Genomic DNA, 21211 nt, shown 5'->3' on the forward strand with positions numbered 1-21211 from the left:
GCTTGCTTAACGAGCTTAAAACAATAAGAGAATAGCTGATTATGCCCATCGTTTTATCCCGAAGTTTGTTGCCCACATTATCTCTGTTTAGCCTGCTGGCTACACTGTTATGTAGTTCTGTAGTAGATGCCAGTGCCATTCGCCAAACGAAAGGTGATTTTGAAGATAAGTTTCGCCAGTTAGACGAAGTATTGCCCACACCTAACGTTTACCGCAATGCAGCCGGTGAACCTGGCCAGCAATACTGGCAGCAACAAGTTAACTACAAAATGGATGTAGAGCTTGATGAAACAAAACGCCGGCTTAGCGCTAAACAGCGGATAAGCTACAAAAATAACTCGCCTTATAGCCTGAAGTATCTTTGGCTGCATCTTGATCAGAACATTTTTAAATCTGACTCGATGGCTGAGTTAAGTACTGACTTTGGCGGCATTGGCCGACGGGGACCTGCAACGTCGATTAGCGATGGTGATATCACTGCACGCTTAAGCCTGGAAGAGCTGCGCCGGCAGCAATTTATGGCTGACAACGAGCTGGGTTTCCAGATCAGTAATTTAAAAAACAGTAGCGGTAAACCCTTGCCGGTTACTTTGGTGGGTACCTTAATGCGTATCGATCTGGATAAACCGCTAAAACCGGGCCAGACCACCGATTTCAGCCTGGATTTTGCTTTTAATATCGTTGAAGAAGATGCTGTTTCGGCCCGTTCAGGCTATGAGCATTTCCCCAAAGATGCCCGCGAAGGCGGTAATGATATTTTTTTATTAGCGCAGTGGTTTCCGCGTTTGGTCGCTTATACCGATTATGAAGCCTGGACCAATAAAGAGTTTCTCGGCCGTGGCGAATTTACCCTGGAGTTTGGTGATTACGATGTAAAACTCACCGTACCAGCCGACCATATAGTTTCCTCTACGGGCGAACTACAAAACAGTAGCAGGGTACTTACTAAACAACAATTAACCCGATTAGATCAAGCTAAAACGGCTAAGCGTCCCGTATTTATTGTCACTGAAGCCGAAGCATTGGAAAATGAAAAAGCAGGTACTGACGACACCAAAACCTGGCATTTTAAGGCCAATAATGTACGTGATTTTGCCTGGGCTTCGTCACGTAAATTTATCTGGGACGCTAAAGGTTATCAGCAGGGCGGTGATGACCAACCCTTTGTAATGGCTATGTCATTTTACCCAAAAGAGGGTGGTGAGTTATGGCAGAAATACTCTACTGAAGCCATAGTGCACACTATGGAGGTGTATTCGCGTTTCTCGTTTGATTACCCTTATCCGGTTGCGCAATCGGTAAATGGTCCTGTAGGTGGCATGGAATACCCCATGATCACCTTTAACGGTCCGCGCACTAAGTTACAGGATGATGGTAGCCGTACATACTCACAAGCTGAAAAACGCTTTTTAATCGGCGTGGTTATTCACGAAGTTGGACATATTTATTTCCCGATGGTCGTTAATTCTGACGAACGGCAGTGGACCTGGATGGACGAAGGCTTAAACAGCTTTTTAGATGGTGTGGCCGGCCGCGAGTGGGACCCGACTATTCCCTGGGGTGTTGAGCCGCGTGATATTGTCGATTACATGAAGTCGGATGTACAAGTACCTATTATGACACAATCTGACAGTGTATTACGGTTAGGGCCTAATGCTTATACCAAGCCTGCTGCGGCATTGAATATTCTGCGTGAGGTTATTCTGGGCCGGGAGTTGTTTGATTTTGCCTTTAAAGAATACGCAACGCGTTGGAAGTTTAAGCGCCCAACGCCGTCTGATTTCTTCCGTACCATGGAAGAAGCCAGCGGTGTTGATCTGGATTGGTTCTGGCGTGGCTGGTTTTACAGCACTGATCATGTCGATATCTCATTGGACAAAGTATTCCAGTTGCAGCTAGACACCAAAAATCCGGATATTGATTTCCAACGTCAGCGCCAGCAGGAGCTAGATAAACCGATGCCACTTTTTGTTGAGCGTAACAAAGCGGAAGGCAAAGTGTTGTGGATTGACAAGAACTCCGATGTGAGCGATTTCTACGACGAAAATGATCGTTTTACCGTGACTAATAAAGAACGCAATGCTTACAACAAGTTTTTGCATGACTTAGAGCCATGGGAGCGCATCGCATTTGAACGCGCTGTAGCCGAAGACAAAAACTACTATGTGCTTCAGTTTAGTAATATAGGCGGCTTGGTTATGCCAATTTTATTACAGCTAAACTACACCGATGGCAGCAGCGAACAGCAAACTATTCCGGCTGAAATTTGGCGTCGCAGCCCTAAAGCAGTCAATAAGCTGATTGTTACTGCCAAAGATAAAGTGCTAAAAGATGTGGTCGTCGATCCGAAATGGGAAACAGCTGATGTGGATATCGAAAACAACTTCTATCCGCGCCGCATAATTCCATCTCGTATTGAAGCGTATAAAGCGGACAAGAGCAAAGCTAAAGTAAGTCGCGATATTATGCAGGATATTAAAACTAAGGTGAAAGATCCTGCCAAAAAGCCGGCGTCTGAGATAGAACCTGGTTCAGAGGGCAACAACTAATGCGCCTTTTAGTTGGCTTGCTATTACTGGCTGGCTGCTGTGGTCAACTTGCCGCACATGAAATGAAAACAGCACTTACCAAGGTGTTGTTTAATTCACGTAGTGGCAACATTGAAGTCATGCACCGGTTTTATGTGCATGACGCCGAGCACGGCGTAAAGCAGTTGTTTGATAAAAGTGCAGACTTACTTAACAATGAGCAAACGCAACAGCTATTTAGTCATTATGTAAGTGAGCACTTTGCTTTGACGACCCTTTCGGGTGAGGCGATTAGTTTAACTTTAATTGGTGGTCAGCTTGATGGCCGGTTTTTTTGGGTTTATCAAGAGGTGCCCGTTCCATCAGAATTAAGTGGCTTGCGGGTTAAGCACAGTTCTTTGCAAGCGCTTTGGCCTTCGCAGGTAAATACCGTCAATATTGAGGGCCGCGGCGAGGTTAAAAGTATTAGTTTTGATAATAAAACAGGCTGGCAGCAGCTGAGTTTTTAGCGTTGCCTTTAATTTTGGTTTGCTCGTCGCTATATAACAAAGAGTACACTTACTTTGGAGTTTGCCATGATTATTGCCTGCCCAGCTTGTAATGGCCTCAACCGTTTGCCACAAGATAAACCCGCACTGGATGCTCATTGTGGCAAATGTAAACAGTCACTGTTTCGTGGTGAGCCATTGGAGCTAACCAGCATCAATTTTTCTGCCCATGCTAATAAAGCCGAATTGCCGTTAGTGGTCGACTTTTGGGCTAGCTGGTGTGGCCCGTGTCAGAGTTTTGCCCCGGTATTTAGCCAGGCGGCGCGAGAACTGGAACCGCAGTTTCGCTTTGGTAAAATTAACACCGAGCAACAGCAGTCGTTGGCGGCGCAGTTTAGTATTCGCTCTATTCCTACATTAATGTTGTTTAAACAAGGTAAGGTTGTGGCACAACAAGCAGGTGCGTTGCCAAAGCAAGCCTTTTATCAATGGCTATCTAATTATAAGTAAGTATTCACTTACATGTTGGAGACATTATGACTAATAACATTTTTACCCTAAGTAGCCCGGATATTAAAGAAGGCCATTTTATGGCCAAAGATCATGAATTTGATGGCTTTGGTTGTAGTGGCAGCAATGTGTCACCAGCACTAAATTGGGTTAACGCCCCTGTGGGTACCAAAAGTTTTGCCATTACGGTATTTGACCCTGATGCACCCACTTGTTCGGGTTTCTGGCACTGGCTGGTAACCGATATTCCGCCAGCGGCTACAGGCTTAGCTAGCGGCGCCGGTAAAGGCAGTTTGCCACCAGGCTGTCGCAGCTTTAACAATGATTACGGTAGCAAAGACTTTGGTGGCGCCTGCCCGCCAGAAGGTCATGGTATGCATCGTTATCAGTTTACGGTTTGGGCCTTACCTGATGAAACCTTACCCGCTGACGATGGCGCCAGTGCCGCTGTGGTGGGCTTTATGCTTAATGCCATGGCGTTGGGTAAAGCAACCCTCACGGCCACCTACGCCCGATAATCACCAATACAGCAATATGATACTAAGGCCGTATACCACGGCCTTTTTTCTTACGCTAAGCTGGCACTTTATCCTGCCGGAGTTATGACTCTGAACGCGACGACTACCAACCCAATACCGCAGCGTTTTTTTGTATTACTGGCGGGTTTTTTTAGTCAGCTTCTTTGCCTGGGCGTGGCACGTTTTGCTTATACACCGCTGTTACCCCTGATGCAGCAACAAACAGGACTAGATGATGCCGGTGGAGGATACCTGGCAGCGGTGAATTATCTGGGATATATGGCTGGGGCACTGCTCGCCAGTAACCTTAGTAGTGTGACATTAAAAGATACCCTATATCGGCTTGGTCTGGTTTTAGCTGTGCTGAGCACTATTGGTATGGCGTTAACCGAGAACGTCTACCTGTGGTCATTCTGGCGCTTTGTCGCTGGGTTAAGCAGCGCTGGCTCAATGTTATTGGCGTCGGCATTAATACTGCACTGGTTACTTAACCATAAGCAGCGTGCTGAACTGGGTATCCACTTTGCCGGGCTTGGTTTTGGTATTGCGTTAGCTGCGCTACTAGTAGAGTTTATGCTGCAGGCTCAGTTTGATTGGCGCACACAATGGCAATACTTAGCCGTATTTGGAGTGTTACTTGCTATACCAGCCTGGCGCTGGCTGCCAAAACCCGTTATGTCTGCTAGCAGTATGCAGACTACCATTGCTGATGCACCTCCAGGAAAACGCTTTATTCGCCTTATGTTGGCTAGCTATTTTTGTGCCGGTTATGGTTATGTTATTAGTGCTACTTTTATTGTGACGATAGTTGAACGAATGCCGGGTTTAGCGGGCAGTGGTAACCTGAGTTTTATTGTATTAGGCCTTGCGGCGACACCGGCGGTGTTGTTGTGGGATTTAATCGCCCGCAAAACGGGTTATTTAAAAGCGGTTATGTTGGCATTGTTGGCACAAAGCGTGGCTATTTTATTGCCATTGTGGTGTAGCTCGTTAACCGCGGTGTTGTTAAGCGCAGCGCTGTTTGGTGCAACCTTTGTTGGTGTTGTAAGTTTAGTATTGACCATGGCAGGGCGTTTGTATCCCGGCAAACCTGCCAGGTTAATGGGTAAAATGACACTGGCCTATGGCAGTGCACAAGTTCTGGCGCCAGCGCTCACCGGCTACCTTGCCAGCCGCACGGGGTACTACGATATTGGGCTTTATCTGGCTTCGGCTTTTGTCGCGCTGGGTGCGGTACTAATAGCGGTGCTTATTGTCACTGACCAAACGGCGCAGCAGTTAGATGCGCTGTCGGCGGCTGCGGTTAAGTAATGGCATGTGGCGGTTGTGCGGCTATATCAGTTGGTACCGCGATAGGAATGCGAATAATATAGCAGGTGCCCTGGCCAGGTGTACTCGACATGGCAATAGACCCTGCCAGTAGCTGTGTAATGTTTAGGTAGACGATATGCAAACCCAGTCCGCTAAAACCCCTATTGCGTCCAGTGGTAAAGAACGGGTTAAATACTTCGCTCTGCAATTCGTTGGGTATACCTGCACCGTTGTCTTCGTAGACTAGCTCTAACCAGTCTGTGGGTTGCTCCATTAAGTTTAGTTTTACTTCTATATTGCCAACATCATCATCGGTAAAACCGTGTTTTAGTGAATTTAATATAAGGTTTGTCAGAACCTGGGCAATGGCACCAGGGTAACTATCCATAATAATGTCTGGTGGGCAGCTGACGTTAATAGTGATTTGACGGTCTTTGAAGCTTGGTCGTAAACTCAGAATCACTTCATTGAGGTATTTTGCCATATCAAACTGCCGCTTTAGCGCGCCGGTTTGATCAACTGCAACCAATTTAAAACTCTGAATTAATTCAGCGGCGCGGCTACAGCAATGACTTATAAGGCCTGAACTGTCTACGGCAATTTGCAGGTAGGCAGATAGTTGTTTCGCGCTAAGCGTTTCATGCGCAAATTTGTCAGCGGTGGCAGCTGATTCATTCTGCAGATGAGAGGCAGCCGTTAAAATAGTTCCTACCGGTGTATTAATCTCATGCGCAACACCAGCAACCAGCTTGCCAAGTGCCGCCATCTTTTCGGCCTGTACCAGTTCGTCTTGCATGGCCTTTTGTCGCATTAAATTTTGTTCTGCTTCCTCTTTAGCTTTTATAAGCGCTTCGCGCAGCTGCAATTGCTCTGTGACATCTCTTAAGGTCAGCGTTGTGATTGTAACGTTGCTAGTTGTGGTATCAGCCAACTTAATTTCTACACTTCGCACTTCGCCATCAACAATTGTGCTGGCAATGACTTGCTCACCGTTGTTTTGTTTTCTAACAAGTCTGTTTATGTATTGCATATAGTCCGCAGGCTGGTTCTGAGCGCTGCCGACCTGCAGCAGTGCTAATATCGGTTGGCCTAATAGGGCTGCTTCTGCTTGGCTAAAATACGCCACTGCCATCTTATTTACTCTGATGATTAAACCAGAAGTGTTAACGCTTAACGTTGGATCGGGGGAGGTGGCGAGCAAGTTGTTCAGTTCTTTTTCAGCCACAATAACGTCATTTGTTACGACAATAATACGACGTAACAGCCAGGCAATAGCAATTGCTGCAATAAGTAAAACCGGTAGCAGTAATAAACTGGCTATCAGCAGGAACTGTCTGGCCCGGCTATTTAGCTGTTTTGCATCCAGTATTATTGCAGCACTTTGCTTACTGATGCTTTGGTCAAGCTGCTGCAGTGCTTGCAGCGCTTTCGTGTCATCTACTTTTACTTCGCTATCTATTTCATCAGTGTTGGCCTGCTGTGTCAGCATATTTAGCGCTAAATAGTATTTGCTTTGGTATTCAATAAAAGTTTGCTGTACCTGCTCTAATGCTTGAAGGTTTTCTTTATTCTCTAGCAGCTTTTGTAGCCTAGCCAGATGTTGTTGCACCAACGAAATGTCTTGTTCAATCTTCGGCTGATAGACAGCTATATCTCGACGTAGCACCAGATTTTTAAAATTGTGTATAAAGCCGCCATAGCCCAAATGATGGCGGATGTTAGCCATCTCAAATGTAATAGCGTTTGATTTAGCCGTATGCTCAACCCAGGAAGTTTCAACTTGCTTAAAATCAACCAAGCTTTTTGAGATTAGTGCAGCAGCCGCTGTGATAATAATCAGGACCATTACCACAATGGTTTTCGCATGTAGCTTATAATCTGTTGTTGAAGTCATTATCTATCCTTAAATGCGAGACATAGTGCCGTCCAACTAGCTATTCGCCATTTACAAGGTTAACGTAATGATTTTTGCAGTGTGTTTCAGGTTAACTAAATGCAATTTTAGCTATGTATTTAGTAAGTACCAAATAAGTAAACAAAAAAACCTGCCGAAGCGGCAGGGAGACATTGCATCCATTATTGGAAGGTTATTTACCGATACAAAACGAGCTGAAAATCTTGCCGAGCAAATCATCCGAGCTAAACTCGCCGGTTATCTCGTTCAGGTGTTGTTGCGTTAAGCGCAACTCTTCTGCGAGGATTTCACCAGCGATATAGCTGTGCAGTTGTTCCTGGCCGATGCTAAGGTGCTCTGCGGCACGATCGAGTGCGTCAAGGTGGCGGCGGCGGGCAAGGAAGCTGCCCTCGGTACTGGCGTCAAAGCCGATACATTGTTTTAGATGTTCGCGCAGGCCGTCGATACCATCACCGGTTTTGGCTGACAAACGGTACACCGGCGTATTACTGGTCGTATTGGGTGTCATGGGTTCGCCGGTTAAGTCGGCTTTATTGCGAATAACCGTTACACCCAAATTGGCTGGCAGGCGGTCGATAAAGTCGGGCCAGATATCGTGCGGATCGGTAGCATCGGTTGTGGTGCCGTCTACCATAAACAGCACCCGGTCGGCCTGTTCTATTTCTTTCCAGGCACGTTCAATACCAATTTGCTCAACCTGATCGGTTGCATCACGTAAACCGGCGGTATCGATAATATGCAGCGGCATACCGTCAATATGAATGTGCTCGCGCAGTACGTCACGGGTGGTGCCAGCTATTTCAGTCACGATAGCAGCTTCTCGCCCGGCTAACGCATTTAGCAGGCTCGATTTACCCGCATTTGGCCTACCCGCAATAACTACTTTCATGCCTTCACGTAAGATACTGCCCTGGGTAGCTTGTTTTTTTACGCTAGCCAGGTAGTCGATAATATCGGCTAAGTCGGAAGCCACTTTGCCATCGGAGAGGAAATCAATTTCTTCATCCGGGAAGTCTATTGCGGCTTCGACATACATACGCAGGTAAATGACTTTTTCTACCAGCTCATGAATTCGTCTGGAAAATTCACCTTGCAGTGATTGCATGGCACTGCGCGCGGCTTGTTCGCTGCTGGCGTCAATTAAGTCGGCAATGGCTTCGGCCTGGGCTAAGTCGAGCTTGTCGTTTAAAAAGGCGCGTTCTGAAAATTCACCCGGCTTGGCAATACGTACATTGGGTAGTGCCAACACTTGTTTCAGCAACATATCCAGTAACACAGGGCCGCCGTGGCCTTGAAGTTCAAGTACGTCTTCGCCGGTAAAAGAATTGGGCCCTGGGAAGTACAGCGCAATACCTTGGTCTAGTACTTGTGTATTAGTATCATAAAACGGCAGGTAGTCGGCGTAACGTGGTTTAGGTAACTTGTGCAGTATGGCTTGCGCTACTGCTTTAGTGTCCGGTCCGGAAATACGGATAATACCCACACCGGCGCGGCCCGGAGCAGTGGCTAAAGCGGCGATGGTGTCGGTAGTAAACATGGTGTTGCCTCTGAATAGAAAAAGCCTGTCAGCGTTAGGCGACAGGCTTAAGGTTTAATGGCAAGGGTAAGGAAATCATCATTTCGCTGCTTTCGACAGTACGTCCGTGTACTGTCTCAACCTGTGCAACATCCCTGTTGCTGCTTCATGATGACACGCTTACCCTAGCGTTGAGTCTGGTTAAGCCTTTTTAGTATGTAAGCCTTTCTTTTCCATGCCTTTATAGATATATAACATCTGCGCCAGTGAAATAAGGTTACTTACAAACCAGTAAAGTACCAGGCCACTTGGGAACCACAGGAAGAACACGGAGAACGCAACTGGCATCCACATCATGATCTTTTGCTGCATTGGGTCGGTAACCTGCATTGGCGTGAGTTTTTGCATTAAAAACATGCTTAAACCAAATAATACCGGTAATACGTAGTACGGGTCTTGCGCAGATAAGTCGTTAATCCAAAGCATAAATGGTGCATGACGTAATTCAACGCTTTCAACGAATACCCAGTATAGCGCCAGGAAGATAGGCATCTGAATGATCATCGGTAAGCAGCCACCCATCGGGTTAACTTTTTCTTTGCGATACAGTTCCATCATTGCCGGGCCCATCTTTTGACGGTCTTCTTTATAACGGGCCTGTAGTTCGTCAATTTTTGGCTTTAAGTTACGCATTTTCGCCATCGACTCGTACTGTACTTTGGTCAGTGGGTACATGGCACCTTTGACGATAAGGGTAATGCAGATAATGGCTACACCCCAGTTAACGACAAAACCCTGAATGGTCGTTAGTAACCAAAACAACGGTTGTGAGATAAACCATAAGAAACCGTAATCAACCGTTAAATCCAACCCGTTGGCAATTTTAGCCAGGCTGTCTTGATCTTTGGGGCCAGCATAAAAAGTACTGGTTAAGGTTATTTCAGCGCCGGGCTCAATATTAACTGCCGGGCCCTTAGCACCAATAACACCTTGGCCATTGCGAACTAAGCTGTATAGCTGGTTATCGGTTTGGGCATCAGGTACCCAGGCCGACACAAAGTAGTGCTCTAGCATGGCAACCCAACCACCAGTTGTGGCTTCCAACAGGTTTTTCTCTTGCATGTCATCAAAGGCGTATTTGTTATAACGCTCTGAAGAAGTACCAAAAGCTGCACCGCGGTAGATTGGCATCATCATGCTGCTGCCTTCACCGTTGTCGATAGTTTGGACCATATGCTGATAAGGTTGAACCGTTTTTACTTCAGTACTTTGGTTTTTAATAAAATATTCTACCCGGACATCATATTGACCAGCAACAAAGGTAAAACGTTTTTCAATTTGCAGGCCGTTATGGTTAAACAGTAATGGCACCACTAACTCGGTTGCACCGCTACTTAACGCATAACTACTTTTTTCCGCAGTATAAACAGGCCGCGGGTTACGGCTGTCGTCTGGGCCATCACGGCCTATAAGTCCGCTTTGAGCTACGTATTCAAAGCCGTTCAGCTTACGCATCAGCGGATAAGCGTCACCTTCACCTTTATTTAGTTCAAACGCGGGTAATTCTAAACCAACGATGTCACCACCGCGGCTGTCTATGCGTAAGTTAAATACGTCTGTGCTGACAGTAATGGTTCGTGCGGCTGCCGCTACAGTGGCTACAGATTGTTCCGCGTCAGCAGTGGTAAGTTGTAAGTCAGCAGAACTGCTGCCGGTACTGTCGCTATTTTGTGTTACTGGTGTAACCGGCTTTGGCGCGGTGTCGATATTCCACTGTTGCCAAAGTAAAAAACTGACCAGGGCCAGACCAATAACTAATAAACTACGTTGTGATTCCATGGCTTAGCTTTTCTCATTGTGCTTTTCAGGAACAGGATCATCACCGCCTTCGTGTAGAGGGTGACATTTTAATATACGTTTCGTTGCTAACCAACTGCCTTTCAGCACGCCAAAGCGTTCAATTGCTGAAATAGCATAATGCGAGCAGGTGGGATGAAAACGGCAGCTAGGCCCAAATAAGGGGCTAATCAGTCTCTGGTAACCGTGCAGCAGCGTTAACACTAGGCTGACAGCGAAGCGGTGTACTGCCGAGCGATTTTTCGCCATAACTTTTCCAGTTGCCTATGTAACTCATCATTAGCAGTATTACTAATATCACCTTTTACCATCAGTACCAAGTCGACACCGGGCAACTCATGTTGATGCAAACGAAAACTGTTACGCACGCAGCGCTTAATGCGATTACGGTGCACCGCTAATTTAACACGTTTTTTCGCGATAGTAAGGCCTAATCGGGCATGTGGCAGATGATTGGCTTTCGCCAGTATGGTAAAAAGCGGAGAAGAAACCCGAAAAGGGAGTTGGAAGACGTTATCGAACTGACCGGGAGTTAATAGTCTTAACTCCCTGCCGAATTTCAAGCTGACCACGCAGCGATTAGCAGCTAATTATGCTGATAAACGCTGACGGCCTTTAGCACGGCGACGCGCTAATACTGCACGACCATTTTTAGTGGCCATACGTGCACGGAAACCGTGGTTACGCTTGCGTTTTAATACGCTTGGTTGAAAAGTTCTTTTACTCATAATTCATCCGTCCGGTCGAAATATTTACTAAAGTTTTCTGTGTTTTAGTAAATGTACCAAAACGCAGCTGACAAAAATGAGCGCGAATTTTAAATAGTCTGCAGCGCAAAGTCAATCTGATCCTGTGTTTTATTCGTACGCGATCTTTATCGATCCTGTTTTTACAAAAGTTTTCCACAGGCATATTTTTTTCCGTGAATAAAGTGTGGGTTATTTGGTTTTAGTTTAAATGTCGCAGCGAAAAAGCTGAAGTATTATTAAAAGGTATAAGAGAATTTAAGTTATTTAAAACAATGGGATAGATTTATTTTTTGCGTCATTTTGTTAATTTTAAAAAGTCAATATTGAAGTTGTGGATAAGATAGTACGATAATGTGCGCTTCGTTAACTTACGCCAGCCTTTTGTTCATGATAGTTAAGAGGCTTCAGGAGATATGGTGTATCAGTCCGTTTGGCAAAATTGTCTGCAAGCGCTGCAAGCCGAATTACCTGCGCAGCATTTTAGTATGTGGATCCGTCCCTTACAAGCTGATAGTTCTGATTCAGGCCTTACGTTGTATGCGCCTAACCGCTTTGTGTTGGATTGGGTACGTGAAAAATACCTGAGCCGGATCATGGAGCTGATCCATGATTACTGCGGTGATGATGCGCCCCGGCTAAAATTTGATGTGGGTTCTAGTCAGGCTAATAAAGCCCGCAGTACGGTACCTGCGCCCGCAATTACTGCTGTGCCGCAAGCTGAGCCTGTTGCTCGAGAAAAACCAGAACCCGCACCTAAAACCATTGTGACCAGCAATGTTCGAGCAAACTACACCTTTACTAACTTTGTCGAGGGTAAATCGAACCAACTTGCGCGTGCGGCAGCAAGCCAAGTAGCTGATAACCCGGGTACGGCTTATAACCCCTTGTTTATTTATGGTGGTACCGGTTTAGGTAAAACGCACTTGTTACATGCAGTAGGTAATGGCATTTTGGCGAAAAAGCCAGATGCTAAAGTGATTTACATGCATTCAGAACGTTTTGTACAAGATATGGTAAAAGCATTGCAAAACAATGCCATAGAAGAATTTAAGCGTTATTACCGGTCGGTTGATGCGCTGCTGATTGATGATATTCAGTTCTTCGCTAATAAAGAGCGGTCTCAAGAAGAATTTTTCCATACCTTTAATGCCCTGCTTGAAGGTAATCAACAAATCATCCTAACCAGTGATCGTTATCCTAAAGAAATTGATGGGGTAGAAGATAGGTTAAAGTCTCGTTTTGGCTGGGGTTTAACCATTGCCATTGAACCGCCAGAATTAGAAACCCGCGTGGCGATCCTGATGCGCAAGGCACATGAGAACCAGATTCGCTTACCGGAAGAGGTTGCCTTTTTTATTGCTAAACGGCTGCGATCTAACGTGCGCGAATTAGAAGGCGCATTAAACCGTGTCATCGCCAACGCTAACTTTACTGGTCGACCTATTACTATTGATTTCGTGCGCGAAGCATTGCGCGATTTACTGGCGTTGCAAGACAAGCTGGTGACAATAGAAAACATTCAAAAGACGGTTGCTGAATACTACAAAATTCGAGTAGCAGATTTACTCTCCAAACGTCGCTCGCGCTCTGTAGCGCGCCCGCGCCAGATGGCTATGGCATTATCTAAAGAACTCACCAATCACAGTTTACCAGAAATTGGTGATGCGTTCGGTGGTCGCGATCACACCACAGTGCTGCATGCCTGTAGAAAGATTGAGTCGTTAAAAGAAGAAACGCACGAAATTAAAGAAGACTTTCAAAATTTAATCCGTACTTTGTCATCGTAAAGGGACGTGTTCATGCAATTTACCATTAACAGAGATGCCTTACTCAAACCACTACAAATGGTATCTGGCGCTATTGAACGTCGCCATACGTTACCTATTTTGTCTAATGTTTTGCTTGAAGTATCTGAGGATGCGTTGTCTTTAACGGGCACTGATTTGGAAGTAGAGTTGGTTGCGACAACGGATGCTTTAACAGTACAAAGCCCTGGGCGTATTACCGTCCCGGCAAAGAAGTTGTTAGATATTTGCCGTAGTTTGCCTGAGGGGTCAGATATCCGAGTGCAATTGCAGGGTGATAACTGCGTGCTGACGTGTGGTAAAACGAAGTTCACCTTGTCTACGTTAAGTGCGTCTGAATATCCTAACTTAGAAAGCTGGCAGGGCGAGGTTGATATTCAACTAACGCGCATGCAGCTGCGCAAGCTTTTAGACGATACTGCGTTCTCTATGGCAAATCAGGATGTACGTTATTACCTGAATGGTTTGTTATTTGAAGTTGATAACGGTGCAGTAAAAGCTGTGGCTACCGACGGTCACAGACTTGCGTTAAGCGGCGTAGAGCTACCTGGATTAATGGCGCAGCAAAAACAAATTATTATTCCGCGTAAAGGCGTAATGGAAGTGATGCGATTACTGGCTAGCGACGAGCAGCTTGTTACATTGAGCCTGGGTCAAAACCATATTCGCTTAACCGATAGTAACTATGTTTTTAGCAGTAAGCTGATTGACGGTCGTTTCCCTGATTACCGCCGCGTGTTACCCCGTAATAGTACAAAACTGGTTACGGCACATCGTAGTGTGTTAAAAGATGCCTGTACCCGGGCTTCTATTTTATCAAATGAGAAATACCGCGGTGTGCGATTTACTTTAAGTAATGGCGAGTTACAAATAGTTGCTAATAACCCCGAGCACGAGCAAGCAGAAGAGATCATCGAAGTTGAATACCAGGGTGATAACCTTGAGATTGGCTTTAATGTAGGCTACTTGTTGGATGTGTTAAATACGTTAGCAACAGATTTGGTTTTATTGCATTTGAATGATGCTAACTCCAGTGCCTTAGTTGAAGGCGTTGGTAATGTCGGTGCGTCTTACGTCGTTATGCCAATGCGCTTGTAATCATGTCACTGTTGTCAGTTAACGCCAGTCAGTTTCGCAATCTGACGGCAGTGTCGTTTAATGTTCATGCGCAGTTTAATTTAATCGTTGGCATGAATGGCAGCGGTAAAACCAGTTTGCTTGAAGCGATATATTATTTGGCACATGGTCGATCTTTTCGTACCAGTCGATCACAGCGGCTTATACAGCATAATAGTGACGCCTTTGTTATACACGCAAAGGTTGCAGTGCAACAACAAATATATAGCCTTGGCTTACAGCGTGACAAACAGGGGGAGTTGTTACTGCGATTAAATGGCAGTAACGTAAATCGATTGGCTGAGATTGCTAGCTTATTGCCGGTACAGCTTATTACTCCCGACAGTTTTCGTTTGTTTTTTGGCGGTCCAAAGGAGCGTAGGCAATTTTTTGATATGGGATTGTTTCACGTGGAACAGTCCTTTTTTGATTATTGGCTGCGGTTTAATAAAGTGCTGAAACAGCGGAACGCCTTGTTAAAAACAAACCGCCATTATGACAGCCAGTTTGAATTCTGGGATCAGCAGTTCGTCGAACTCGCGTTTGAGTTGCAAAGGTTGCGTTACAGTTATGTCGCACAATTAGAGTCGGCATTTCGACAGCTGACAACAGCTGATGATCTTATGCAATCGCTAAACTTTCAGTTACAACAGGGGTGGCCAGAAAAGGTGACAACGTCTGAGGAGTTTAAGCAATTACTGAATCAGAGCTTCTCGCACGACAGTCGTATGGGGTTTACCCAATACGGCCCGCAGAAGGCGGATTTACGGATTAAAAAAGACCAATGGGCAGCTGAAGAAGTGTTATCCCGTGGTCAGTTAAAAGTGTTATTATTTGCGCTTAAAATTGCGCAAAACAACGTAATTCGTGACAACGGTCAGAAACAACCGTTGTTGTTAATCGATGATTTGGCGTCGGAGTTAGACCAAGAGTCAACCCGACAGATATTTAGCTATTTACGCGATATTAACTCACAGGTTTTTATTACTGCAATTAACGCTGATCATGTTTCACCATTTATAGACGCCGGGCAACTGGCGATGTTTCACGTGGAACATGGGCAGCTAACAGCACGGACAGATGACGATGGCCGAACAACATAACTACGATTCCTCGAGCATAAAAGTATTAAAAGGACTGGATGCAGTTCGTAAAAGACCAGGCATGTACATCGGCGATACCGATGACGGCTCAGGCTTGCACCACATGGTGTTTGAGGTGGTCGATAATTCTATCGACGAAACCTTAGCTGGCCATTGTTCTGATATTTGGGTCACCATTCACAGCGATGGCTCGGTATCGGTGCGTGATAACGGTCGTGGTATTCCAACCGACATGCATGATGAAGGCGTATCAGCAGCAGAAGTTATTATGACGGTACTGCATGCCGGTGGTAAGTTTGATGATAATTCATATAAAGTATCAGGTGGTTTACACGGCGTAGGTGTGTCGGTAGTAAACGCGCTGTCAGATAAGCTAGAACTGACAATTCGCCGCAAAGGCCAGGTACACCAACAAATTTATCATCTAGGTGTACCGCAAGCGCCGTTGGCAGTAATTGGTGAGACAGAAGACAAAGGCACCACTATCCGTTTTTGGCCAAGCCCTACGGTATTTACCGACATAAACTATCATTTTGATATTTTGGCTAAGCGTTTACGCGAATTGTCGTTCTTAAACTCTGGCGTTAGTATTATTCTTTCTGATGAACGTACTGATAAAAAAGACCACTTTAAATACGAAGGCGGTATTGAGGCTTTTGTACAATATTTGAATCGTACCAAAACCAGCGTACATCCTAAGGCATTTTATTTCACAGATCAGCGTGACGATGGTATTTCGGTAGAAGTTGCCATGCAGTGGAACGACAGCTATCAGGAAAACGTATTCTGTTTTACCAATAATATTCCACAACGTGATGGTGGTACGCACTTAGCGGGTTTCCGTGGTGCCTTAACACGCGTGTTAAATAGCTATATTGAACACGAAGGTTATGCTAAAAAAATGAAGGTACAGGCTTCGGGTGATGACGCACGTGAAGGTTTAACGGCAGTTATCAGCGTAAAAGTTCCTGACCCTAAGTTTAGCTCTCAGACCAAAGACAAGCTGGTATCTTCAGAAGTGCGCTCTGCTGTTGAAAGCGTGATGGGTGAGAAACTAAACGAATACCTGTTAGAAAACCCAGGTGATGCCAAAATTATCGTGGGTAAAATTGTTGATGCAGCGCGCGCCCGTGACGCTGCCCGTAAAGCCCGCGAAATGACCCGGCGTAAAGGTGCGCTGGATATTGCAGGCTTGCCCGGCAAGTTGGCAGATTGTCAGGAAAAAGACCCGGCATTATCTGAACTGTACATAGTGGAAGGTGACTCAGCGGGCGGGTCTGCTAAGCAGGGCCGTAACCGTAAAAACCAAGCAATATTGCCGTTAAAGGGTAAAATTCTTAACGTAGAAAAAGCGCGTTTCGACAAAATGCTATCGTCTCAGGAAGTGGGTACACTTATAACTGCGCTGGGTTGTGGCATTGGTCGTGAAGAATATAACCCAGACAAAACCCGTTACCACAGCATTATCTTAATGACGGATGCTGACGTCGACGGTTCTCACATTCGTACTTTGCTGTTGACGTTCTTCTACCGTCAAATGCCTGAATTAATTGAACGTGGTTATATCTACATTGCTCAGCCGCCACTGTACAAAGTGAAAAAAGGTAAGCAAGAACAGTATATTAAAGATGAAATGGCGTTAACGGAATACCTGACGACCTTAGCTTTGGATGAAGCATCACTGCATGTTAACGCTGATGCGCCCGGTATTGGTGGTAGTGCGCTAGAGAAACTAGTACGTCAGTATCATAAGGTTTCTGCGACTATCGTACGCTTAACACGTAAAATTCCATTTAACTTGTTAAATGAACTGATATACGTGCCGGCATTGGACGTTGCTCAAGCAAAAACTGAAGCGTATAGCGAGCAGTGGGCCAAAACATTGGTTGAGCGGCTAGACGCAAAAGAGGGTGACGGTTCAAGCTATCGTTATGAAATTCACGAAGATCGCGAACGTCAGTTATTCCTGCCAAAAGTTATTATTCGTCAGCACGGTATCGATAACGAATACCTGCTACACCATGACTTTGTTACGTCTCGTGATTACTTAAGCATTGCTGCCTTGGGTGATGAAATACGCGATTTAATGGAAGAGGGTGGTTATATCCGCCGTGGTGAGAAAATTAAACCAGTTGAAACCTTCCTGGAAGCGTTAGAGTGGCTGATGAGCGAGTCGAAACGTGGATTGTACATTCAGCGCTATAAAGGGTTGGGTGAGATGAACCCAGAGCAGTTGTGGGAAACCACCATGGACCCAAATACTCGTCGTATGCTGCAGGTAACCATTGAAGATGCCATCGGTGCAGACCAATTGTTTGCAACTCTGATGGGTGACCATGTTGAACCACGGCGGGCCTTTATTGAAGAGAACGCTTTATACGTTGCTAACCTGGACGTATAGCAATACCAGAAAAAACTACAGGGGCTGCGGCCCCTCAGTCATTTTAGCGAGTTAGAAGCGAATGCATAAATACGATATAAAAACCTTCCAGGGTCTGATATTAGCCCTGCAAGACTACTGGGCACGTCAGGGCTGCGTAATAGTGCAACCGCTGGATTTAGAAGTGGGCGCCGGTACGTTTCACCCCATGACCTTTTTACGTTCATTGGGCCCAGAGCCAACAAATGTAGCCTATGTGCAGCCTTGCCGCCGTCCTACCGATGGCCGCTACGGTGAGAACCCGAACCGTTTACAACATTACTATCAGTTTCAGGTGATCTTAAAGCCGTCGCCAGACAATATTCAGGAGCTGTATTTAGGCTCGTTGCGCGAACTGGGCATCGATACCTTAGTGCATGATATCCGTTTTGTGGAAGATAACTGGGAATCACCAACGCTAGGTGCCTGGGGCCTGGGCTGGGAAGTCTGGCTAAACGGTATGGAAGTTACACAGTTTACCTACTTTCAACAAGTGGGTGGCCTGGAATGCCGGCCGGTTACCGGAGAGATTACCTACGGTTTAGAGCGTCTGGCAATGTATATTCAGAACGTCGACAGCATCTATGACTTAGTTTGGGCTGATGGTCCTTTAGGCCGTGTAACCTATGGTGATGTGTTCCACCAAAATGAAGTAGAGCAGTCAACATACAACTTTGAGCATGCTGATGTTGCTGCGCTTTTTGCTTCATTTGATCAGTGCGAAAAAGAAAGTCAGTACTTAATTGAGCAAGGCCTCGCATTACCTGCCTACGAGAAAGTAATGAAAGCATCGCATGCGTTTAACTTACTTGATGCGCGCCATGCTATCTCTGTCACCGAGCGTCAGCGCTACATTCTACGGGTACGTGCACTTGCCAAAGCCTGTGCTGAAGCGTATTACGCAAGCCGTGAAAAACTGGGTTTCCCCCTTTGTAGTGATAGCAAGCGTAGTAAGCAGGAGGCATAATGTCGGCACAAGATTTTTTTGTTGAAATTGGTACGGAAGAGCTGCCACCAAAGGCGTTAAAAACCCTGGCAACAGCGTTTGCAGCTAATTTGAAAGCGGAACTGGCTAAGTTAGAACTTACGCACGCAGATGTAAGTTGGTTCGCAGCGCCTCGTCGTCTAGCTGTAAGGATTAACGCACTGGTACCACAACAAGGCGATAAAGTAGTAGAAAAACGTGGCCCGGCATTAACGGCAGCTTTTGATGCTAATGGTAATGCAACCAAAGCGGCCCAGGGTTGGGCTGCAGGTTGTGGCATTACGGTAGCTGAAGCCGAGAAGTTGGAAACCGATAAAGGCGCCTGGTTGCTGCATAAAGCATTGGTTAAAGGTGAAACAACTCTTAATCTGTTACCTGAGGTTGTTAGCCAGGCTCTCGCTAAGTTGCCAATTGCTAAACCCATGCGTTGGGGCAACTCTAGTGCGGAATTTATTCGCCCGGTACACACTATTATTATGTTGTATGGCAATGACATCGTTCCTGCAACCATATTAGGCCGTGTTAGTGGCAATCAAACACATGGTCATCGTTTCCATGCACCTGCAAAGGTTACTATTACGCACGCTGATACCTATCTTGACACGTTGCGTAATGCCTTTGTAGTGGCTGACTTTGCTGAACGTAAAGCCTTTATCGCAGAAGGTGTGGCTAAAGCTGCCGCTGAGCTAAATGGCAAGGCTTTAATGGATGATGCTTTATTAGAAGAAGTGGCGTCATTAGTTGAGTGGCCAGTAGTGTTGGTAGGCAGCTTTGAAGAGAGCTTCCTGCAGGTACCGGCCGAGCCGCTTATTTCAACCATGAAAGACAACCAAAAGTATTTTCCATTGTTAGATAACAACGGAAAGCTGCTGAACAAGTTTATCTTTGTCACCAATATCGAGAGTAAAGATCCGCAGCAAATTATTGCCGGTAATGAAAAAGTCGTACGTCCGCGTTTATCGGATGCGCAATTCTTTTTTACTACAGACCGCAAACAAAAGCTGGCAGACAGGATAGAGAGTTTAAAAACGGTATTGTTCCAGCAGCAGCTTGGTACTCTGGCTGAAAAGTCAGAGCGTATCAGCAAGGTAGCAGGTTTTATAGCTACAAAAATTGGTGCTGACATTGTTGCTGCCGAGCGAGCAGGTTTACTGTCCAAAGCTGATCTTATGACCAACATGGTAGGAGAGTTCCCCGAAGTGCAGGGCATCATGGGCATGCACTATGCACGCTTAGATGGCGAACAAGAAACGGTGGCACTGGCATTAAATGAGCAGTATATGCCGCGATTTGCCGGTGATCAGCTTCCAAGCCGTTTAGAAGGTGCTGCCGTAGCTATTGCTGACAAGCTGGACACCTTAGTGGGTATCTTTGGTATTGGCCAGGCCCCGAAGGGAGACAAAGACCCGTTTGCGCTGCGTCGTGCTGCCATAGGTGCTCTGCGGATCATGGTAGAAAAGCAGTTACCGTTAGATCTTGTTGACGCTATTGCTTTTAGCCAACAAACGTTTGGCGCAAAGTTAAGCAATACCAATGTGGCTGAAGACGTACTGGACTTTATGCTAGGACGTTTCCGTGCCTGGTATCAAGACGAAGGTTACAGCGTAGATGTCATTCAGGCTGTTTTAGCGCGTAGGCCAACTAACCCAAGTGACTTTGACCTTAGGGTAAAAGCCGTAGCGGGATTCCGTAAGCTGGAAGCTGCAGAAGCATTGGCTGCTGCCAATAAACGTGTCGCCAATATTCTTGTCAAGGTGGAAGGCAGTATCGCTGATACTATTGACGTAGTCTTACTGCAGGAAGATGCCGAGAAAGCATTGCATAAGGTTATTTGCGCCGAGCAAGTATACCAGAGTGAGCAACACAGCTATGCTGAAGGACTCGCGCATCTGGCAGCTATGCGAGACGTTATTGATACCTTCTTTGACAAGGTAATGGTAAACGCAGATGATGTGGCAGTGCGGGCCAACCGACAGGCACTATTAAAACAGCTAAGAGAGCTGTTTCTGCAAGTTGCCGATATTTCTGTTTTGCAGTAATTGAATGATTCTGAATAAAAAAGCCAGCTTAATGCTTAATGCCGATCAGTTAAGAAATATTTTCCTGATCGGTTGACCGATCCTGTGTAGATGTAAGAATCCGATGAGCCATTAAGCCATCGGATTTTTTTATGGAACTGTCAGAAGCATTAGCACGCACGTCAATCAACCGCCTTACCGAATTTGCATCGCTGTCCGATGTTCTGGAACCCGATATTATCCAGTCTTGCCTGGCTTCCAACGGCGTTGCCACCTTGCGCAAACGCAAACTCCCCATGGATGCCATGATTTGGGCGGTGATAGGGATGTCGCTCTTTCGCACTGAATCGGTACGTCAGTTAATTAATAAGTT

The 21211-nt window shown here is 45.9% G+C and carries 18 protein-coding genes; 12 read left to right on the forward strand and 6 right to left on the reverse strand.

Annotated elements, in window-relative coordinates; all coding sequences use genetic code 11:
* Positions 1-41 precede the first annotated feature (41 nt).
* The 5 genes from H595_RS24545 to H595_RS0106915 all read left to right on the forward strand — a co-directional run bounded on the left by H595_RS24545 (position 42) and on the right by H595_RS0106915 (position 5355).
* Entirely contained in the window at positions 42-2549 is a 2508-nt protein-coding gene (locus H595_RS24545) for a M1 family metallopeptidase (protein ID WP_037053939.1), read from the forward strand.
* On the forward strand, positions 2549-3037 hold the full coding sequence (locus tag H595_RS0106900; RefSeq protein WP_027670556.1) for a DUF6702 family protein: 489 nt from the start codon (positions 2549-2551) through the stop codon (positions 3035-3037). Before H595_RS24545 ends, H595_RS0106900 begins: the two co-directional genes overlap by 1 nt.
* A gap of 66 nt (positions 3038-3103) precedes the next feature.
* Complete coding sequence (gene trxC, locus H595_RS0106905) at positions 3104-3526, forward strand: thioredoxin TrxC (protein WP_027670557.1); 423 nt, start codon at positions 3104-3106, stop codon at positions 3524-3526.
* Between the two features lie 26 nt (positions 3527-3552).
* Positions 3553-4044, forward strand: coding sequence for a YbhB/YbcL family Raf kinase inhibitor-like protein (locus tag H595_RS0106910; protein ID WP_037053942.1), 492 nt, complete (start codon positions 3553-3555; stop codon positions 4042-4044).
* Between the two features lie 84 nt (positions 4045-4128).
* A complete protein-coding gene (locus H595_RS0106915; RefSeq protein ID WP_051219765.1) occupies positions 4129-5355 on the forward strand; it encodes a YbfB/YjiJ family MFS transporter in 1227 nt (408 codons plus the stop codon).
* Here H595_RS0106915 and H595_RS23440 read toward each other — a convergent pair.
* The 6 genes from H595_RS23440 to rpmH all read right to left on the reverse strand — a co-directional run bounded on the left by H595_RS23440 (position 5348) and on the right by rpmH (position 11371).
* Positions 5348-7249, reverse strand: a complete 1902-nt coding sequence (locus tag H595_RS23440; protein WP_051219766.1) for a sensor histidine kinase — start codon at positions 7247-7249, stop codon at positions 5348-5350. The two genes, H595_RS0106915 and H595_RS23440, sit on opposite strands and share 8 nt — an antisense overlap.
* A 193-nt stretch (positions 7250-7442) precedes the next feature.
* Positions 7443-8807 carry a tRNA uridine-5-carboxymethylaminomethyl(34) synthesis GTPase MnmE gene (gene mnmE, locus H595_RS0106925; RefSeq protein ID WP_027670561.1) on the reverse strand — a complete coding sequence of 455 codons (1365 nt, stop codon included), beginning with the start codon at positions 8805-8807 and terminating at the stop codon, positions 7443-7445.
* Between the two features lie 180 nt (positions 8808-8987).
* The gene (yidC, locus tag H595_RS0106930) at positions 8988-10625 is read right to left on the reverse strand and encodes a membrane protein insertase YidC (protein WP_027670562.1); all 1638 of its coding nucleotides are present in this window, start codon (positions 10623-10625) and stop codon (positions 8988-8990) included.
* Between the two features lie 3 nt (positions 10626-10628).
* Positions 10629-10892, reverse strand: a complete 264-nt coding sequence (gene yidD / locus H595_RS0106935) for a membrane protein insertion efficiency factor YidD (RefSeq protein WP_027670563.1) — start codon at positions 10890-10892, stop codon at positions 10629-10631.
* Positions 10847-11215: a ribonuclease P protein component gene (gene rnpA, locus H595_RS0106940; RefSeq protein ID WP_027670564.1), complete on the reverse strand. Its 369-nt coding sequence runs from the start codon at positions 11213-11215 to the stop codon at positions 10847-10849. The genes yidD and rnpA overlap by 46 nt, the downstream gene beginning before the upstream one ends.
* Positions 11216-11233: 18 nt before the next feature.
* A complete protein-coding gene (gene rpmH / locus H595_RS0106945) occupies positions 11234-11371 on the reverse strand; it encodes a 50S ribosomal protein L34 (protein ID WP_027670565.1) in 138 nt (45 codons plus the stop codon).
* 437 nt (positions 11372-11808) lie between these two features.
* On the opposite strand from rpmH, the gene dnaA reads away from it, so the two are divergent.
* From dnaA to H595_RS21770, 7 genes are all read left to right on the forward strand, one after another.
* Positions 11809-13179 carry a chromosomal replication initiator protein DnaA gene (dnaA, locus tag H595_RS0106950; RefSeq protein WP_027670566.1) on the forward strand — a complete coding sequence of 457 codons (1371 nt, stop codon included), beginning with the start codon at positions 11809-11811 and terminating at the stop codon, positions 13177-13179.
* 12 nt (positions 13180-13191) lie between these two features.
* Positions 13192-14295 (forward strand): DNA polymerase III subunit beta, encoded by a 1104-nt coding sequence (dnaN, locus tag H595_RS0106955; protein ID WP_027670567.1) that lies wholly within the window; start codon positions 13192-13194, stop codon positions 14293-14295.
* A 2-nt stretch (positions 14296-14297) separates the two neighbouring features.
* Positions 14298-15416, forward strand: a complete 1119-nt coding sequence (gene recF, locus H595_RS0106960; protein WP_027670568.1) for a DNA replication/repair protein RecF — start codon at positions 14298-14300, stop codon at positions 15414-15416.
* Complete coding sequence (gene gyrB / locus H595_RS0106965) at positions 15400-17817, forward strand: DNA topoisomerase (ATP-hydrolyzing) subunit B (RefSeq protein ID WP_027670569.1); 2418 nt, start codon at positions 15400-15402, stop codon at positions 17815-17817. The genes recF and gyrB overlap by 17 nt, the downstream gene beginning before the upstream one ends.
* Before the next feature lie 61 nt (positions 17818-17878).
* Entirely contained in the window at positions 17879-18802 is a 924-nt protein-coding gene (gene glyQ, locus H595_RS0106970) for a glycine--tRNA ligase subunit alpha (RefSeq protein WP_027670570.1), read from the forward strand.
* Positions 18802-20859, forward strand: a complete 2058-nt coding sequence (gene glyS, locus H595_RS0106975; RefSeq protein ID WP_027670571.1) for a glycine--tRNA ligase subunit beta — start codon at positions 18802-18804, stop codon at positions 20857-20859. The genes glyQ and glyS overlap by 1 nt, the downstream gene beginning before the upstream one ends.
* Before the next feature lie 131 nt (positions 20860-20990).
* Positions 20991-21211 (forward strand): transposase domain-containing protein (locus H595_RS21770; RefSeq protein WP_205623188.1); only part of this gene is annotated, 221 nt, incomplete at its 3' end.

The sequence above is a fragment of the Rheinheimera baltica DSM 14885 genome (genome assembly GCF_000425345.1).
GTDB classification, from domain to species: Bacteria; Pseudomonadota; Gammaproteobacteria; order Enterobacterales; family Alteromonadaceae; genus Alishewanella; species Alishewanella baltica.

Coding starts and splice junctions, on each gene's coding strand:
- H595_RS24545 (WP_037053939.1), top strand. CDS start 42: ATGCCCATCGTTTTATCCCGAAGTTTGTTGCCCACATTATCTCTGTTT.
- H595_RS0106900 (WP_027670556.1), top strand. CDS start 2,549: ATGCGCCTTTTAGTTGGCTTGCTATTACTGGCTGGCTGCTGTGGTCAA.
- trxC (WP_027670557.1), top strand. CDS start 3,104: ATGATTATTGCCTGCCCAGCTTGTAATGGCCTCAACCGTTTGCCACAA.
- H595_RS0106910 (WP_037053942.1), top strand. CDS start 3,553: ATGACTAATAACATTTTTACCCTAAGTAGCCCGGATATTAAAGAAGGC.
- H595_RS0106915 (WP_051219765.1), top strand. CDS start 4,129: ATGACTCTGAACGCGACGACTACCAACCCAATACCGCAGCGTTTTTTT.
- H595_RS23440 (WP_051219766.1), bottom strand. CDS start 7,249: ATGACTTCAACAACAGATTATAAGCTACATGCGAAAACCATTGTGGTA.
- mnmE (WP_027670561.1), bottom strand. CDS start 8,807: ATGTTTACTACCGACACCATCGCCGCTTTAGCCACTGCTCCGGGCCGC.
- yidC (WP_027670562.1), bottom strand. CDS start 10,625: ATGGAATCACAACGTAGTTTATTAGTTATTGGTCTGGCCCTGGTCAGT.
- yidD (WP_027670563.1), bottom strand. CDS start 10,892: ATGGCGAAAAATCGCTCGGCAGTACACCGCTTCGCTGTCAGCCTAGTG.
- rpmH (WP_027670565.1), bottom strand. CDS start 11,371: ATGAGTAAAAGAACTTTTCAACCAAGCGTATTAAAACGCAAGCGTAAC.
- dnaN (WP_027670567.1), top strand. CDS start 13,192: ATGCAATTTACCATTAACAGAGATGCCTTACTCAAACCACTACAAATG.
- recF (WP_027670568.1), top strand. CDS start 14,298: ATGTCACTGTTGTCAGTTAACGCCAGTCAGTTTCGCAATCTGACGGCA.
- gyrB (WP_027670569.1), top strand. CDS start 15,400: ATGGCCGAACAACATAACTACGATTCCTCGAGCATAAAAGTATTAAAA.
- glyQ (WP_027670570.1), top strand. CDS start 17,879: ATGCATAAATACGATATAAAAACCTTCCAGGGTCTGATATTAGCCCTG.
- glyS (WP_027670571.1), top strand. CDS start 18,802: ATGTCGGCACAAGATTTTTTTGTTGAAATTGGTACGGAAGAGCTGCCA.